At 63.1% G+C, this 16,685-nt stretch carries 16 protein-coding genes; 12 read left to right on the top strand and 4 right to left on the bottom strand.

Going from position 1 to position 16,685, the window contains the following annotated elements; all coding sequences use genetic code 11:
* Positions 1-15: 15 nt before the first annotated feature.
* From LB568_RS25380 to erpA, 4 genes are all read right to left on the bottom strand, one after another.
* Positions 16-333: a hypothetical protein gene (locus LB568_RS25380; protein WP_013895092.1), complete on the bottom strand. Its 318-nt coding sequence runs from the start codon at positions 331-333 to the stop codon at positions 16-18.
* Positions 334-414: 81 nt separating this feature from the next.
* Positions 415-1,209 carry an exodeoxyribonuclease III gene (gene xth, locus LB568_RS25385; RefSeq protein ID WP_013895093.1) on the bottom strand — a complete coding sequence of 265 codons (795 nt, stop codon included), beginning with the start codon at positions 1,207-1,209 and terminating at the stop codon, positions 415-417.
* Between the two features lie 6 nt (positions 1,210-1,215).
* Positions 1,216-1,608: a VOC family protein gene (locus LB568_RS25390; RefSeq protein WP_013895094.1), complete on the bottom strand. Its 393-nt coding sequence runs from the start codon at positions 1,606-1,608 to the stop codon at positions 1,216-1,218.
* A gap of 10 nt (positions 1,609-1,618) precedes the next feature.
* A complete protein-coding gene (erpA, locus tag LB568_RS25395) occupies positions 1,619-1,966 on the bottom strand; it encodes an iron-sulfur cluster insertion protein ErpA (RefSeq protein WP_224731558.1) in 348 nt (115 codons plus the stop codon).
* A gap of 90 nt (positions 1,967-2,056) precedes the next feature.
* On the opposite strand from erpA, the gene LB568_RS25400 reads away from it, so the two are divergent.
* The 12 genes from LB568_RS25400 (at position 2,057) to LB568_RS25455 (ending at position 16,469) form a co-directional block, all read left to right on the top strand.
* Positions 2,057-3,271 carry a deoxyguanosinetriphosphate triphosphohydrolase gene (locus LB568_RS25400; RefSeq protein ID WP_140573800.1) on the top strand — a complete coding sequence of 405 codons (1,215 nt, stop codon included), beginning with the start codon at positions 2,057-2,059 and terminating at the stop codon, positions 3,269-3,271.
* Positions 3,272-3,333: 62 nt separating this feature from the next.
* Positions 3,334-5,091: an arginine--tRNA ligase gene (gene argS, locus LB568_RS25405; RefSeq protein ID WP_023778721.1), complete on the top strand. Its 1,758-nt coding sequence runs from the start codon at positions 3,334-3,336 to the stop codon at positions 5,089-5,091.
* 103 nt (positions 5,092-5,194) lie between these two features.
* A complete protein-coding gene (locus LB568_RS25410) occupies positions 5,195-8,563 on the top strand; it encodes an SPOR domain-containing protein (protein ID WP_013895098.1) in 3,369 nt (1,122 codons plus the stop codon).
* Between the two features lie 239 nt (positions 8,564-8,802).
* A complete protein-coding gene (gene nagZ / locus LB568_RS25415; RefSeq protein WP_224731559.1) occupies positions 8,803-9,822 on the top strand; it encodes a beta-N-acetylhexosaminidase in 1,020 nt (339 codons plus the stop codon).
* A 63-nt stretch (positions 9,823-9,885) separates the two neighbouring features.
* On the top strand, positions 9,886-10,686 hold the full coding sequence (locus tag LB568_RS25420; protein WP_140573952.1) for a segregation and condensation protein A: 801 nt from the start codon (positions 9,886-9,888) through the stop codon (positions 10,684-10,686).
* A complete protein-coding gene (gene scpB / locus LB568_RS25425; protein WP_140573794.1) occupies positions 10,683-11,447 on the top strand; it encodes an SMC-Scp complex subunit ScpB in 765 nt (254 codons plus the stop codon). Before LB568_RS25420 ends, scpB begins: the two co-directional genes overlap by 4 nt.
* A 180-nt stretch (positions 11,448-11,627) precedes the next feature.
* Positions 11,628-11,849, top strand: a complete 222-nt coding sequence (locus LB568_RS25430) for a twin-arginine translocase TatA/TatE family subunit (protein ID WP_013895102.1) — start codon at positions 11,628-11,630, stop codon at positions 11,847-11,849.
* A gap of 30 nt (positions 11,850-11,879) precedes the next feature.
* Positions 11,880-12,608 carry a Sec-independent protein translocase protein TatB gene (tatB, locus tag LB568_RS25435; protein WP_224731560.1) on the top strand — a complete coding sequence of 243 codons (729 nt, stop codon included), beginning with the start codon at positions 11,880-11,882 and terminating at the stop codon, positions 12,606-12,608.
* Positions 12,605-13,480 (top strand): twin-arginine translocase subunit TatC, encoded by an 876-nt coding sequence (tatC, locus tag LB568_RS25440; protein WP_013895104.1) that lies wholly within the window; start codon positions 12,605-12,607, stop codon positions 13,478-13,480. The genes tatB and tatC overlap by 4 nt, the downstream gene beginning before the upstream one ends.
* Positions 13,481-13,582: 102 nt before the next feature.
* Complete coding sequence (gene serS, locus LB568_RS25445) at positions 13,583-15,055, top strand: serine--tRNA ligase (protein WP_224731561.1); 1,473 nt, start codon at positions 13,583-13,585, stop codon at positions 15,053-15,055.
* Complete coding sequence (surE, locus tag LB568_RS25450) at positions 15,055-15,813, top strand: 5'/3'-nucleotidase SurE (protein WP_224731562.1); 759 nt, start codon at positions 15,055-15,057, stop codon at positions 15,811-15,813. The genes serS and surE overlap by 1 nt, the downstream gene beginning before the upstream one ends.
* Complete coding sequence (locus LB568_RS25455) at positions 15,810-16,469, top strand: protein-L-isoaspartate(D-aspartate) O-methyltransferase (protein ID WP_013895107.1); 660 nt, start codon at positions 15,810-15,812, stop codon at positions 16,467-16,469. The genes surE and LB568_RS25455 overlap by 4 nt, the downstream gene beginning before the upstream one ends.
* The last annotated feature ends 216 nt before the right edge of the window (positions 16,470-16,685 follow it).

Raw genomic sequence — 16,685 nt, forward strand, 5'->3', positions numbered from 1 at the left:
CAGACAACGGGAAAATCAGTTCTCGGTGGGTTCCGTCGGCACCATGCTTGGCGCGGGCGTCGAGATCGGGGTGACGTGCAGGTGTGGCGCCATGGTGTTTTCGGGGCAGTTGTCGCCGACCTTCGTCCAGGATGTGTTGTTGAGCACCATCTCACAGCGAGCCAGATGGCTCTGGTCGGCAACGGTCAGGCAGGCGACCTGACCAACCGGATAGGATTTGCCATTGGCAAGACATTCCGGGGCGGCGAAAGCCGGCACCATAGCGGCGGTGGCAAATGCCAAGCCGATCGGACAAACAACAAATCGAATGCTCATGGGAACCCCAGCCGCCATGATGATCTCCCATCATGCGCCTGAATGTGGCGACATGAGGTCCAGCTCGGCTGTGTCATCTGGCCCGGGGGCGCTTCTCCGTCAGGCCGGCAACAAGGCGAGGTCGATCGCCACCGGCACATGGTCGGACGGCTTTTCCCAGGCGCGCACATGTTTTTCGATCGAGGCGGACGAGAATCGGTTGGCGGCTTCCGGCGACAGCAGCAGATGGTCGATGCGGATGCCGTTGTTCTTCTGCCAGGCGCCGGCCTGATAATCCCAGAAGGTGTAGGTGTCCGGCGCATCGGTGACCGCACGCACCGCCTCGGTGAAGCCGAGGTTGAGCAGCCGCCGGAACGCTTGCCGCGTCTGCGGCTGGAACAGCGCGTCGCCCAGCCAGTTCTCCGGAAACCGCGCGTCGATCGGCTCGGGAATGACGTTGTAATCGCCAGCCAGCACCAGCGCCTCTTCCAGCCTCAGGCGCTCTTCGGCCCAGCGCTCCAGCCGCGCCATCCAGGACAGCTTGTAGGGAAATTTCTTCTCGTCATCGATCGGATTGCCGTTCGGCAGATAGAGCGAGGCGACCCGAAGGGCGCCCTTGTCGGTCGAGAACACGCCCTCGATGAAGCGCGCCTGTTCGTCGGCATCGTCGCCGGGCAGGCCCTTGGTGACCTCGTCGAAGCGCAGCTTCGACAGCAGCGCCACGCCATTGAAGCCTTTTTGGCCATGGGTTTCGACATTGTAGCCCAGCGCCTCGATCTCGGCACGCGGGAATTGGTCGTCGACCGTCTTGATTTCCTGCAGGCAAACGATATCGGGCGCGCTCTCGGTCAGCCAATGGGTGAGGTTGCCGATGCGGGCGCGAACGCCGTTGATATTCCAGGTGACGATTTTCATGACGGTCTATTCTTCCTGCGGCGGATGGCGTTCGACGAGGCCGATCGTATTGCCAGCAGGATCTTTTATAAAGGCCATCCACTCGCTTTCTCCCGCTGGACCGAACTGGCCTTCGGTATCGTGATGCACCAGCGTCGGCGGTGCGGTGAAGGGAACGCCCGCGGCCTTCGCCTGGGCATGGAAAGGTTCGAGGCCGGCAATGTCGAGATAGACGGTGCCGGCCGGAACGCCGTCGGTGAACAGCAGGCGCACATCGCCCGCCATGATGAAGGCGATACCCGGGGGATCGTAGCGGGCGTGAACGCCCATACCAAGCACATCGCGCCAGAAGGCCAGCGTCGAATCAAGGTCGCGTCCGGCCGACAGCGCGACCTGACGGACCGCGCCGATGGCAGGCATCGCAATGCCGCTAGATGGAGAAACTGGTGCCGCAGCCGCAGGAGGCGACCGCGTTCGGGTTCTTGATCTGGAAGGATTGGCCCATCAGATCGTCGACGAAGTCGATCACCGAGCCGCCCATATAGACCAGCGACAAATCGTCGATCAGCACCGTGGCGCCGTCCTTCTCGATGGCGACATCGTCGTCATTGCGCGTGTCGACCAGGTCGAACTTGTAGGAAAAACCCGAGCAGCCGCCGCCTTCGACGGAAACGCGCAGCGCCGTCTTGCCGGTTTCGCCAGAAACGATCTTGGCGATCCGCCTGGCGGCGGCCTCGGTCATGTCGACTTTCATGGCAGTCTTGGCATCAGCGCCCATGGGCGTCACCTTGCTTTCGGTTTCACATGATAGGTATGAAGCGAGAGGGGCCAAGTCAACTAGATCAAGTCAACCGCGGCAGCATCAGCCATGACCAACGAGTTGGGCGACATCGGATTCGGCTATCGGCCGCGCGCGGCCTATGCCACGGATCCGGCGCGCTCGCGCGGCCGGCTGTTCGACGAGGTCGAGAGCCCGACCCGCACGCCGTTCCAGCGCGACCGCGACCGCATCATCCATTCGACGGCGTTCCGGCGGCTGAAGCACAAGACGCAGGTCTTCATCGCCCATGAAGGCGACCACTACCGCACGAGGCTGACCCATTCGATCGAGGTGGCGCAGATCGCGCGTGCCCTGGCGCGGGCTCTGCGCGGCGACGAGGATCTGGCCGAGGCGGTGGCGCTGGTGCATGATTTCGGCCACACGCCCTTCGGCCACACCGGCGAGGACGCGCTGAACGAGAAGATGGCCCAATGGGGCGGCTTCGACCACAACGCGCAATCGCTGCGCATCGTGACCAGGCTTGAGGCGCGATACGCTGAATTCGACGGGCTGAACCTGACCTGGGAAACGCTGGAAGGGCTGGTCAAGCACAATGGCCCGCTGACCGACGGCAGCGGCAAGGGCCTGAAAGGAGCCGTGCCGCAGGCAATCCGCGATTACTCGCAGTTGCAGGACCTCGAACTTGACCGGTTCGCCGGCATCGAGGCGCAGTGTGCCGCGATCGCCGACGACATCGCCTACAACAACCACGATATCGACGACGGGTTGAGGTCAGGGCTGCTGACGCTGGACATGCTGAAGACTGTCTCGCTGCCGGGAACGATCCTGAAGAGTGTACGCGAGCGCTATCCAAGGCTCGATGACGTTCGCACCGGCCATGAGCTGATGCGGCGGCAGATCACCGCCATGGTCGAGGACGTGATCATGTCGACGACAGCCAATCTGGAGCGCGTCAGGCCGCAGAGCGCCGATGCGGTGAGGGCGGCGGGCGAGACGATGGTGACCTTTTCCGCCGAGATGGCAGCGGTCGAGAAGGAACTGAAGGCTTTCCTCTACAAGCACCTCTACCGCCACAAGGAAGTCATGCGGGTGCGCGGCGATGCCGAGCAGATCGTCAGGGACCTGTTCGACGTCTATTTCGCCGACCCGCGCGCCATGCCGGATGGCTGGCGCGAGGGGTTGGACCGGGCTGAAGATCGCATCAAGGCCCGCAGCGTGGCCGACTTTCTGGCCGGGATGACCGACACTTACGCGCTGAAGGAACACCGGCGTTTGTTTGACCGCACCCCGGATTTGAGCTAGGGCGGGCTCGATTTTGCCGGCCAACGAGCCGGATTCGCCATAAAGCCGCCAGAGCAATACCCATGAACATCTTCGCCGATTTCACCGCGCGAGTCATAAAGGCTGTCGAAGCGCTTGATCTGAAAGACAAAGACGGCGTTTCGCCCGATCTGTCGCGCATCGCAGTCGAGCCGCCGCGCGACGCCAGCCATGGCGACCTTGCGACCAACGCTGCAATGGTGCTGGCCAAACCTACGGGGCAGAACCCGCGCGTGCTGGCCGACAGGCTGGCGCTGGCGCTGCGGGATGACGTGGATGTCGCCGCCGCCGAGGTCGCCGGCCCGGGCTTCGTCAACCTCCGGCTCAAGGACGGCTTCTGGCAGGCGCATCTGTCGGCACTTCTGGGCGAGGGGCGCAACTATGGCCGCTCGACGATCGGCGCCGGCCGGAAAACCAATGTCGAATATGTCTCGGCCAACCCGACCGGGCCGATGCATGTCGGCCATTGCCGGGGCGCGGTTGTCGGTGACGCGCTCGCCAATATCATGGCCTTTGCCGGTTACGACGTGACCAAGGAATATGTCATCAACGATGCGGGCTCGCAGATCGACGTGCTCGGACGCTCGGCCTTCCTGCGCTATAGCGAGGCGCTCGGCGAGGACATCGGCGAGATTCCGCCAGGGCTCTACCCCGGAGACTACCTCGTCCCCGTCGGCGAGGCCCTGGTCAAGGAATTTGGACGCTCCTTGCTGCAGATGCCGGATGACGAGGCGCTGGCCATCGTCAAGGACCGGACCATCGATGCGATGATGGCGATGATCCGCGAGGATCTGGCGTTGCTCAACGTGCATCACGACGTGTTCTTCTCCGAGCGCACGCTGCATGCCGACAATGCCAGGAAGATCCGGTCGGCGATCAACGACCTGACGCTGAAGGGCCATATCTACAAGGGCAAGCTGCCGCCGCCCAAGGGCGAGAAGCCGGACGACTGGGAAGACCGTGAGCAGACGCTGTTCCGCTCGACCGCGGTCGGCGACGACATGGATCGGGCTCTGGTCAAGTCCGACGGCTCATTCACCTATTTCGCCGCCGACGTCGCCTACCTGAAGGACAAGGTCGATCGCGGGTTCGTCGACCTGATCTATGTGCTCGGCGCCGACCATGGCGGCTACGTCAAGCGGCTGGAGGCACTGGCGCGGGCAATTGCCGGCGACGACGTCAAGCTCACCGTGCTGCTGTGCAACCTGGTCAAGCTGTTTCGCGATGGCGAGCCGGTTCGCATGTCGAAGCGCTCCGGCGATTTCGTGACGTTGCGCGAAGTGGTGGAGGAAGTCGGGCGCGACCCGATCCGCTTCATGATGCTCTACCGCAAGAACGATGCGCCGCTCGATTTCGACTTCGCCAAGGTGACCGAGCAGTCCAAGGACAATCCGGTGTTTTATGTGCAGTACGCCTCGGCGCGCTGCCATTCGGTGTTCCGGCAGGCGAGCGAGCAGTTGGGGGAGGCGAATTTCGACCGCAACAGCCTTGTGGCGGCGGTGACGTCGCTGACCGATGAGGGCGAGATCGGCCTGATCCGCAAGCTCGCCGAATATCCGCGTCTCATCGAGTCCGCCGCGCTTGCGCTGGAGCCGCATAGGCTGGCATTCTACCTCTACGATCTCGCTTCCAGTTTCCACGGACACTGGAACCGTGGCACGGATAATCCGGACTTACGTTTTGTTAAGGTTAACGACCGAGAATTGACGCATGCCAGACTAGGGCTGGTGCAGGCTGTTTCGGACGTTCTGACGTCCGGCCTGACGCTGATCGGAGCCGCTGCGCCCACCGAAATGCGTTAGGTTTGACTAAAAAACCTGTCACCTTTTGCCCACATTGCGCTGGTAAGGGCCAACCCTGCGCGACGTCCATGGCGTCCGACTGAGTGCGAGTTCGGGAACAATAATGGCAGACAGAACCCAGCTGAGAGTAGCCGACAACAACGACATCGCCGACGATGATCCGTTCGCGGAACTGACCAGGATCATGGGATTCGACCCGCGCCAGCCGGTCAAGCCGAAAGCCGACGTCGTCAGTCAGCCGGCGGATGAGGGCGACTTCGATATCGACCTCGAAAAGGAACTGATGGGCGAGTTCGACGCTGGCGACAGCGACGCCGCTCCGGGTGTCGAAGCTCATGAGCCGGCATTCGAAACGGCTTCCGCTCATGAAGGGACGGATGACGATCTTCGCGCGGACGATGATCTTGCGCTTTCGCTCGACGACGATTTCCACCTGGACTTCACGGCTGCCGATGAGCAGGCGTCCGTCGCCAGCCATGGGAACCCGAGCGCTGCCGAATCCGCACCAGCCGTCGAACCTGCTTTCGACGCCGATTTCGATAATGCCGTCGCCAGTTCGCTCGAAGACGTTTCCCCCTTCGAAGACGACGTGCCGATGGAGGACGAGCTTGCCGCGTCGCTCGATCGGGATTTCCGCATCGAGGACGAAGTCGCCGAGCCCCAGCACGCGGTTGCCGAAGTGCCGGTCGCTGTCGAGGCCGCCTCCGATCCTGAATTCGACGACGAAGCCGCGATTTCACTCGAAGACGAATTGATGCTCGACGACCATCCAATGGATCAGCGTGATGCGGCTGCGACCACGGTGGAATACCCAGAGCCGGTGGCGGCCGCCCAGGACCAGGACCAGGCGATTTCCGACGAGGATTTCGAGGACCGTTTCGACGACGCCATGGCCGATGTGGATTTTGACGTTCCAGCGGATGAGCGGGTGGCCTTCAATCAGGCGGAAGCAGACGAAGTGCGCGCCGATGCCGTGGATACTGGCGAATTTTCAAGCCCTGAAGCCGGGCCGGATGATGCATTCGATCTGAGCTTGGACGATGGCGTTGCCGAGCCTGCCGAAGAGCCCGTCGTTGCCGAGGCCGCGGCCACTCCCGCCTGGCTGGTGGCGCCCGCCGCAACCGTGACGGCCCCTGCCGCCAATGAACGAAGCCTGGAAGACGAGTTGAACGCGCTGCTGGGTGCCATGACCCAGCGCACGGCTCCGGCGGTCAAGGAAGAGCCCGTCATGGCTCAGCCCTTTGTGGCCCAGGCCCAGCCTTCCGCTGCTCCCGCCCAGCCTGCTGCCGCACCAGAGACGGTTGCCGACGAGCCCGCCGACCTTGCTGGCGACCTCGACTGGGATCTCGATGAGTCGGCGTCCGAAGAGGCGCATGCCGCCCAGGCCGCCGATGTCGATCTCGACGATATGCTGTTCGATGAACTCGGGGATCACGGCTCGGATGCCGCCGAGGTCGACGTCGATTTCGACAATGATGCATTCGACGCCGCCTTGGCCAACAGCCTCGATCCACGTGATGGGACCGCTTCCCCGCAGGATCGGGATGATTCTCTCGATTGGCTGGCGGAACGTTCCACGCCGACGGAGCCAGCCCGCTCGTGGAGCCGCGTGACGCCGGTTCCCCAGCCGCCGGCGTTTGCCGCGCAGCCGTCCGCTTCGATGGCGGCCAGGACCGCCACACCGGAAGCAGCCCCAGCGGTGGCATCTGTGCCGTCCTACCGTGCGGCCGAGCCGGCTGCGGCTGCTGCCTACGCAACCCCAGTCTCGGCACCGCCGGCGCCGCAGTCCCCGCGCTACGACGAGATGCCCGATGTCGAAACGGTCGATGTGCCCGAGCGCGTCGTGGCGCTGGCTGACGATCTCGACATTCCGGAGCTGCACTTCGAGGAAGATGCGCCGACGACGGCCGGCTATGACGATCTCGATGCTGAGTTCGCCAGCCTTTTGACCGAGATGAATTCGGTCGAGGTCGCGCCGGCTTCCGCCGGCAGCGCTTCGTATGCCGATGAATCCTACAATGCCGGTTTCAACCCTGGTGGGCTCAATCCGGCCTATGAAGAGCCCAAGCCGGCCTATCAGCCGGAAGCGCGGACCTATGCGGCGCGACCGGCGGAAATGCCGGCCCGTGCGGCGACGACCGCAAGTTATGCCGATGCCGCTGACGGCTTCGACCTCGACAGCCTGCCAGGCAGCCAGCCGGTTTCGCAGGCGGACGATTTCACCGTCGACGAACTCGACTACGATCCGGAACTCGACGAGGCGATGTCCGTTCCGGGTCTGGGCGAACGCGAGGCGGCCAAGTCGTCGGGGCGTCGCGGCCTGTTCATCGCGGCGATTGTCGGTGCGGTGGCGGTTGCAGGCGGCCTTGGAGCCTTTGCGCTGTCTTTGGGTGGCAAGGGCGGGAGCGAAGCTCCGGTGATCGTCAAGGCCGACAATTCGCCGATCAAGGTCAAGCCTGAGAATCCGGGCGGCACCGTGGTGCCGAACCAGGACAACAAGGTTTATGACGCGGTGGTCAAGGGCGCGAAACCGGCCGAGCCGGTTCAGCAGAAGCTTGTCACCGACGTCGAGGAACCGGTGGATGTGCAGGCGAAGGACCCGGCACGCGCCGTCGATCTTTCCCCCGACCAGAACGCTGCGGCTGACCAGAACGCTGCCGCCGGCGAAACGGGCGACAACAACGCCGCGCAGACGACCGCCAATGCCGCGCCGGCGACTGCCAATGCAGCGCCGACCGGCGATGCGGCGCCAGCCGACAACGTAGCGCCGGCACCCAAGTCCGAGGATCGCATCGCGCAGGTGCTGCAGGATGCCGAGAAGGGCACCAACGCCGATGTCGTCGCCGTTGCGCCGCGCAAGGTGAGGACCATGGTCGTCAAGTCGGACGGCTCGCTGGTGCCGCGCGAGGACCCGGCACCGGCCGCACCGCAGGTGGCCGTCACCGAACCGGCCGATCCGGCGCCGCAGCATGTCGCCCCTGCGGCCCAGTCCGATGCCGACCAGACCGGCACCGTGGCGCCCGTCGCCGCACAGTCGGACGACGCGCCGGCCCTCAAGCCGGCAGCCAAACCGGAAAAGGCCCAGTCAGCCAATACGCAGTCAGCCAATACTCCGGCCAAGGTTGCGATCGCGCCACAGCGTCCGTCAGACCAGCCGGTCGACGTCGTCGGCGAGGTCAAGCCCGATCAGGTCGCCTCCATCGATCCGGCAACGACGGCAACCGGTGGCGGTTCGTGGTCGATGCAGGTTGCTTCGCAGCCGACGGTGGAAAGCGCCCAGTCGAGTTACCAGGATCTGCAGCGTCGTTACGCCAGCGTGCTTTCCGGCCGCAAAGCCAACATCGTCAAGGCCGAGATCGCCGGCAAGGGCACGTTCTACCGCGTTCGCGTCGTGGCTCAGTCGCGCAACGATGCCATCAACCTGTGCACCAACTACAAGGCTGCCGGCGGCAACTGCTTCGTGTCGCGCTAGAGCAATTCCAGGAAAAGCGTGAAGCGATTTTCCGTTCGGAATTGCGTCAAAACCAAGAGTTAGAGCGGTTTGCCGTTTCCGTGAAACGGTGAACCGCTCTAGTCACCGGTCAACCAATCAAGCCGGCGCGGCCTTAGACCGCGCCGGCTTTTCATTTTTTCATGTGGAAGCCGTTGGCGCCGGGCGGCTGTGATCCCGGGACGATTCCCTTTCGTCGCGCGAAGCCCTAGACTCCAGACATGACCGAATCAAAATCCATGATCCTCGGCTGTGCCGGGAAATCGCTCACCCGCGAAGAAATCAATTTCTATCGCAATGAATGCCCGTGGGCCTTCATCCTGTTTGCCCGCAACATCGGCGAGACCGAGCAGATCCGCGATCTGGTCGCCGAGATGCGCGACTGCATCGGGCGTCCCGATGCGCTGGTGTTCATCGACCAGGAAGGTGGCCGGGTGCAGCGCCTGCGGCCGCCGCTGGCGCCGAACTATCCGGCGGGCGGCGCGCTTGGCGCGCTGTGGTGCGACGATCACGACGCCGGCGCTCGCGCGGCCTGGCTGATGGCGCGCCTGCACGCCTTCGACTTGCTGCGCTACGGCGTCACGGCGGATTGCCTGCCGGTGCTCGACGTGCCGATCGAGGGCGCCAGCGACGTCATCGGCGCGCGCGCCTACGGCAAGGAGCCGCGCGCGGTCATCGAACTCGGCCGCGCCGCTGCCGAAGGCCTGATGTCGGGCGGCGTGCTGCCGGTGATGAAACACATTCCGGGCCATGGCAGGGCCTTCGCCGACACGCATTTCGAGCTGCCCGTCGTCAACGCCTCGCTCGGTGATCTGCAGCGGCATGACTTTGCTCCGTTCCGGGAACTCAACCATCTGCCGATGGCGATGACGGCTCATGTCGTCTACAGCGCCATCGATCCCAACAACCCGGCGACGACGTCCGGCAAGGTCATCGACGAGATCATCCGCCGCGAGATCGGCTTTGATGGGCTCCTGATGAGCGACGACACCTCGATGAAGGCACTTTCTGGGGATTTCCCGACAAAGGCGGCCTCGATCCTTGCGGCGGGCTGCGATCTGGTCCTTCACTGCAACGGCGTTTTCGAGGAGATGGCGGGCATCGCGTCGCGGACCAAGGGGCTTGAGGGCAAGTCGCTTGAGCGTGCAAAGCGCGCGATGACCTATATAGAGAAACGCGACGCGGCCGAAGAAACCGAGATACGCGCCGAATTCGCCACCTATTTCGATGCGGTGGCCTAGCTGAAAGGAAGTGACGGGGCAGTGGCGGAAACATTGGAAGGCAAGGCCGCGAAGGCCGCACCGATGGACCGCCTGTGGGCCGAGAACGACGATTCACGGCTGACGGGCGACCCGTCGCTGGTCGTCGACGTGGCCGGCTTCGAAGGTCCGCTCGACCTTCTCCTGCACCTTGCCCGCACCCAGAAGGTCGATCTGGCGCGCATCTCGATCCTGGCGCTGGTCGAGCAGTATCTGGCCTTTGTCGAGACGGCGAGGACGCTGCGGCTGGAGCTTGCCGCCGACTATCTGGTGATGGCGGCATGGCTCGCCTTCCTCAAGTCGAAGCTGTTGATCCCTAAGCAACCGGGCGAAGAGGGCGAAAGCGGCGAAGAGCTGGCAGCGGTGCTGCAGTTCCGGCTGAAGCGCCTGGAAGCCATGCGCGACGCTGCGGCGCGCCTGGTCAACCGCAACCGGCTCGGCCGCGACGTGTTCGCGCGCGGCATGCCCGAAATGGTCATCATCGAGAAGCGCAACGCCTATTCGGCGTCGCTCTACGATCTCTTGACCGCCTATGCCCAGCAGCGGCAGAAGCAGGCAATCAACAATGTGACGATCGCCAGGCGTGGCGTCTGGTCGCTCAAGGACGCGCGCGACGTCCTGACCCGCCTAGTCGGGGCTGTTAGCGACTGGACGACGCTGGAAAGTTTCCTGATCGTGTACATGACCAGCCCCGAGGAAAGGCGCACGGCGATCGCCAGTTCCTTTGCGGCAACATTGGAACTGGTGCGTGACGGCACGATGGACGTTCGTCAGGATCAGACGTTCGCACCGATCTATCTGCGCGGCCGGGTGCAACCGATCAAGGCAGTCGAGGTGGCAACATGAGCGAACGCGCCAATGCTTCCGTGATCCCGTTCAAGGTCGAAGATGAGCCGGAGCAGGAGCTTGTTGCCGAAGAGGGCGCCGAGCAGGTCCAGAATCCGGCCGAGCGGCTGCATATGGCGGAGGCCGTGCGTATGGCCGAGGCGATCGTGTTCGCCAGCGCCGAACCCGTCAGCGAAAAGCAGCTTGCCGCGCGCCTTCCCGACGGCATCAACGTCGCCCTCGCGATGACCGAGCTGCAGCAGATCTACGCCCGGCGCGGCGTCAATCTGGTGCGCGTCGGCGATGGCTGGGCGTTCCGCACCGCCGGCGACCTGGCCTTCCTGATGAGCCGCGATACGGTGCAGCAGCGCAAACTGTCGCGGGCGGCGCTCGAAGTGCTGGCGATCATCGCTTATCACCAGCCGGTGACGCGCGCCGAGATCGAGGACATCCGCGGTGTCGAGACCTCGAAAGGCACGCTCGACACGCTGCTCGAGACGGAATGGGTGCGCATGCGCGGCCGCCGCAAGACGCCCGGCCGTCCGGTCACCTACGGCACCACCGAAACCTTCCTCGACCATTTCGCGCTCGAGGAAATCCGTGATCTTCCCGGCATGGAAGAATTGAAGGGCGCCGGCCTGCTTTCGGGCCGCATGCCGTCTAATTTCTCCATTCCGCAGCCGCCGGCCGACCCGGATGCGCTGACCGAGGACGAGGATCCGCTGACCGACATCGATCTCGAGGAACTCGGCCTGTTGACGCCGCGCGTCACGGAAGATTGACCGCGAAACCTGTTTCAAAAGCAGCTGGCAGACTGTACATGCGCGGATTCGTAGCGGGCCATCACACTGAAAATGCGTGACAACCGCCACCCTTTCATAAACTCTGTCGCAGTTGTGTTTGAATCCCAACGCGAAAACGCATAGATCATCGCCAGGGAAACCATTCGAGAGAGATTTGCTATGGGTTCATTTTCGATTTGGCACTGGATGATCGTGCTGGTCATCGTGCTTCTGGTGTTCGGCCGCGGCAAGATCCCCGAGCTGATGGGTGACATGGCCAAAGGCATCAAGAGCTTCAAAAAGGGCATGGCGGATGACGATGTCGCCGAAGACAAGCGCACCGTCGAACACCGTGCCGACGAGACCGTTTCGGCCGTGAAGGAAAAAGCCAGCAAGAGCTGAGCCAGAAAGTTCTAGTCGGAACAGATTGCCATGTTTGAAGTCGGCTGGACCGAAATGCTGGTGATCGCGATCGTCATGATCGTGGTCGTCGGACCGAAGGATTTGCCCAACATGCTGCGTACCTTTGGCCGCACGACGGCGAAGCTGCGCGCCATGGCCGCCGATTTTCAGAAGCAGTTCAACGAAGCGCTGAAGGAAGCAGAGCTCGACGACGTCAAGAAGTCGGTCGACGAGCTCAGGGGCCTCAGCCCCGTTGCCGAGATCAAGAAGCAGCTCAATCCCTTCGAGCAGGCAGCAGCCGATGTGCGCGCCGGTGTCGACGCGGCGATGAAGCCGAAGCCGGCCCCTGATCCGGCAACGCCCGCACCCTCTACACCCGTGGCGGCCGAGCCATTGAAGAATGGCGCGACAACCATGCCTGGCGGCGCGGAGGTCGCGCCGGCGACTTTCCCGGCAATGACCGATGAATCGGTGGTAGCGCCGTCATCGAGTGCGGCGCCCAAGGCGCCCGCGGCGAAGAGGGCGACCAAAGCTGCGCCGGTAAAGGCTGGGCCGGTTGCAAAAGCGTCGGCGGCAAAAGCTTCTGCGCCTGCGAAAGCGAAGACCGCGCCTGCGCCAAAGCCTGAAGCGGCGAAGCCTGCTGAGGCCAAGACGATTGCTGCCAAGACGATTGCTGCTAAGACCGCGGCGAAGGCCGAACCGAAACTTGCGCCAGTGAAGAAGCCGGCAGCCAAAAAGACGGCGGGAGCCGCCAAGTGAGCGTTTCGGACAAGGAAAAGGACGAGATCGAAAAATCGTCCGCTCCACTGATGGAGCATCTCATCGAACTGCGCCGGCGGCTGATCTGGTCGCTCGGTGGCTTCTTCGTCGCCTTCCTGGTCTGCTTCTTCTTCGCCAAGAGGCTGTTCAACCTTCTGGTCGTCCCGTTCAAGTGGGCGACGAAATGGGCGGGGCTCGATCCGCACAAGGTCGAACTGATCTACACCGCGCCGCAGGAATTCTTCTTCACGCAGGTCAAGCTCGCCATGTTCGGCGGCATGGTCATCGCCTTTCCGCTGATCGCCACGCAGATCTACAAATTCATCGCGCCCGGCCTCTACAAGAACGAGCGCAACGCGTTCCTGCCGTTCCTGATCGCGTCGCCCATTCTGTTCCTGATGGGTGCCTCGCTGGTCTATTTCTTCTTCACGCCGATGGTGATGTGGTTCTTCCTCGCCATGCAGCAGGCTGGCACCGACGATCAGGTGCAAATCTCACTCCTGCCGAAAGTGTCGGAGTATCTCAGCCTCATCATGACGCTGATTTTTTCCTTCGGCCTGGTGTTCCAGTTGCCGGTGGTGACCAGCCTGATGACGCGCGTCGGCATGCTGTCGTCCAAGGCGCTGGCGGAAAAACGCAAATGGGCGATCGTCATCGCCTTCATCGTTGCCGCCGTGCTGACACCGCCGGATCCGATGAGCCAGATCGGCTTGGCCATTCCGACCATCCTTCTCTACGAGGTCTCGATCTGGGCCGCGCGGTGGATCGAACGGGATCAGGAAAAGCAGCGGGTGGCGCGCGAGAAGCAGGAAGCCGGCGAGACCGTGGCGGATAAAGCGCCGGACGAGCCTCCAGCGCCGGCTGCTTCGTAAGACAACAGGCAGCGCTGGAAATAGACAGTCGCTGCCCGCTCTATCTTGCATCAATCAAGGATGCGGTTTACGCCCTCTCGCATAGCTGAGGACGGATAAACCATGCTTGACATCAAATGGATTCGCGACAACCCGAAGGCCCTTGTCGAGGCGCTGGTCAAGCGCTCGTGGTCGGCGGCTGAGGCGCAGTCCACGGTTGATGAATTGATCGCCATGGACGAGGCGCGGCGCGAGCATGTCACCGAGCTGCAGACCAGTCAGGAGCGCCGCAACGCCGCCTCGAAGGAGATCGGCAACGCCATGCGTTCGGGCGATGCGGCCCTTGCGGAAAGGCTGAAAGCCGAAGTCGGCGAGATCAAGACCTTCATCCAGAATGGCGAGGCGCGCGAACGCGAGCTCGACAAGGCCCTGAACGACGCGCTTGCCGTGCTGCCCAATGTGCCGTTCGACGACGTGCCGATCGGCAAGGACGAGCACGACAATGTGGTCAAGCATATCGTCGGCGAAGTGCCGACGCGCCGGAACTGGGTGAAGGAGCATTTCGAGATCGGCGAAGCGCTCGGCATGATGGATTTCGAGCGCGCGGCAAAACTGTCGGGCTCACGCTTCACCGTGCTGAAGGGCGGGTTGGCGCGGATGGAGCGCGCGATCGGCCAGTTCATGCTCGACCTGCACACCAATGAGCACGGCTATGAGGAAATCCAGCCGCCGTTGATGGTTAAGGACGACGTGATGTTCGGCACCGGACAATTGCCGAAATTTGAGGAGGACCTTTTCTCAACGGGTATTCCAAAAGAGGTGCAATCGCGAGATATCGCAACAGGGCTGCTTAATTTTAGAGACAAGGTGTCGGCCTTCCTTCAGCCCAGCCTGCAAATCACTCAGGCTGACCGTTCAGAAAATGATCAGAAGGCCTCCACCGAAGGTCTCGCTAGGTTGGTAAGGCTTTTCTATAATGATCGTGAGCGAAGGTATCTGATCCCCACCGCCGAAGTGCCGCTCACAAATCTGGTGCGCGAGGAAATCACCGCGCATGAAAAGCTGCCGCTGCGCTATACGGCGCTGACGCCGTGCTTCCGCTCGGAAGCAGGGTCGGCCGGGCGCGACACGCGCGGCATGCTGCGCCAGCACCAGTTCTACAAGGTCGAGCTGGTCTCGATCACCGATCAGGAATCGTCGCTCGCCGAGCATGAGCGGATGACGCAATGCGCCGAGGAAGTGCTGAAGCGGCTCGGCCTGCCGTTCCGGACCATGGTGCTGTGCACCGGCGACATGGGTTTTGGCGCGCGCAAGACCTATGACATCGAGGTCTGGCTGCCCGGCCAGAACGCCTATCGCGAAATCTCGTCCTGCTCTGTCTGCGGCGATTTCCAGGCGCGCCGCATGGACGCTCGCTACAAGGACAAGGACGGCAAGGGCAACCGCTTCGTCCATACGCTGAACGGTTCGGGCACCGCTGTCGGCCGCGCTCTCATAGCTGTCATCGAAAACTATCAGAATGAGGATGGCAGCGTAACCATTCCTGAAGTGCTGCGGCCTTACATGGGCGGTCTGGAAAAGATCGAATCGAAATAATGCGCATTCTTCTGACCAATGACGACGGCATTCATGCCGAGGGCCTGGCGTCGCTCGAACGCGTTGCCCGCACGCTCTGCGACGATATCTGGGTGGTGGCGCCGGAGCAGGACCAGTCCGGCTATGCGCATTCGCTCTCGATCTCGGAGCCACTGCGGCTGCGCAAGATCGGCGAGAAGCATTTTGCCGTTCGCGGTACGCCGACAGACTGCGTCATCATGGGCGTGAAGAAGATCCTGCCCGGCGCACCCGACCTGATCCTGTCGGGCATCAATTCGGGCGCCAACATCGCAGACGACGTGACTTATTCGGGAACCGTCGCAGGCGCCATGGAAGGCGCGCTGCTCGGCATCCGCTCGATCGCGCTCAGCCAGGGCTACAGCACAGTCGGCGAGGATCGCGTGGTTCCCTATGAGACCACCGAGGCGCTGGCGCCGGCGCTGCTGAAGAAGCTTGTCGCGACGCCGCTGCCCGATGGCGTGCTGCTCAACGTCAATTTTCCGAACTGCCTTCCCGAGGAAGTCGCAGGCACCGTGGTCACCTCGCAGGGCAAGCTCGTGCACAGCCTTTGGGTCGACGAGCGGCGTGACGGGCGCGGCCTGCCTTACTATTGGCTGCGCTTCGGCCGCGAGCCGGTCGAGGGCAAGCAAGGCACCGATCTCTACGCACTGCGCAACCGCCTGGTGTCGGTGACGCCGTTGCAGCTCGACCTCACCGCGCATGAGATCCGTGACCAATTGAGCAAGGCGCTTGCATGAACCAGGGCTTTCCAATCGACGATCGCGAAGGATTTGCGGCTTTCCTTTTGCGCCTGCGCGGCAGGGGAACGGTGCCAAAGGCGCTGATTGCGGCTTTCGAGGCGACGCCGCGGCGTGGCTTCCTGGCGGCACAGTTTCATCAGATCGCCTGGTCGGACCGCATGCTGCCGATCGAATGCGGCGAGGCGATCGAAGGGGCGGACATGCAAGCGGCGGTGATCGCCGCACTCGCCATCGAAGCGGGAAACCGCGTGCTCGAGATCGGAACCGGCTCTGCCTATACCGCGGCGGTGATGTCGCGGCTGGCAGCGCGGGTCGTCACCGTCGACCGCTACAAGACGCTCGTCGAACAGGCGAGGCAACGTTTCGAGGCGCTCGGCATCGGCAATGTCATTGTCCGCCAGGCGGACGGCTCCGGCGGTTTGCCCAATGAAGGGCCATTCGACCGCATCGTCGCCTGGGCCGCCTTCGACAGCCTGCCGCGCTTCCTGCTCGATCAATTGTCGAGCGGCGGCATCGTCATCGCACCGATCGGCCCGGAGGAGGGCGAGCAGGTGCTGGCCAAGCTGACCAAGGTCGGCAGCCGTTTCGAGCGCGAGGATATCGGCCTGGTGCGGCTGCAGCCGATCTTGCGCAGCGTCGCCGCGGTGATCTAGGCGCATTGAGATTCAGGTGAGGCCGGCCTGCAAATAGCTGATATCCGCGCTTCCAGCGCTCGCGTACTGACGTACGCTCCGCTCCGGTTCTCGGTATCAACCATTTTCGACTCGGCTTGACCTGAATCTCAAAGCGCCTCCGGCGCACTCGAAAATGTTTTAAGAAAATTTTCGTCGGATTCTAATGGGTTAACCGACCAGTAACATTAACGCGCT

Origin of the sequence: Mesorhizobium sp. B263B2A, from assembly GCF_020165775.1 — a bacterium.
In the GTDB taxonomy this organism is placed as follows: Bacteria; Pseudomonadota; Alphaproteobacteria; order Rhizobiales; family Rhizobiaceae; genus Mesorhizobium; species Mesorhizobium opportunistum.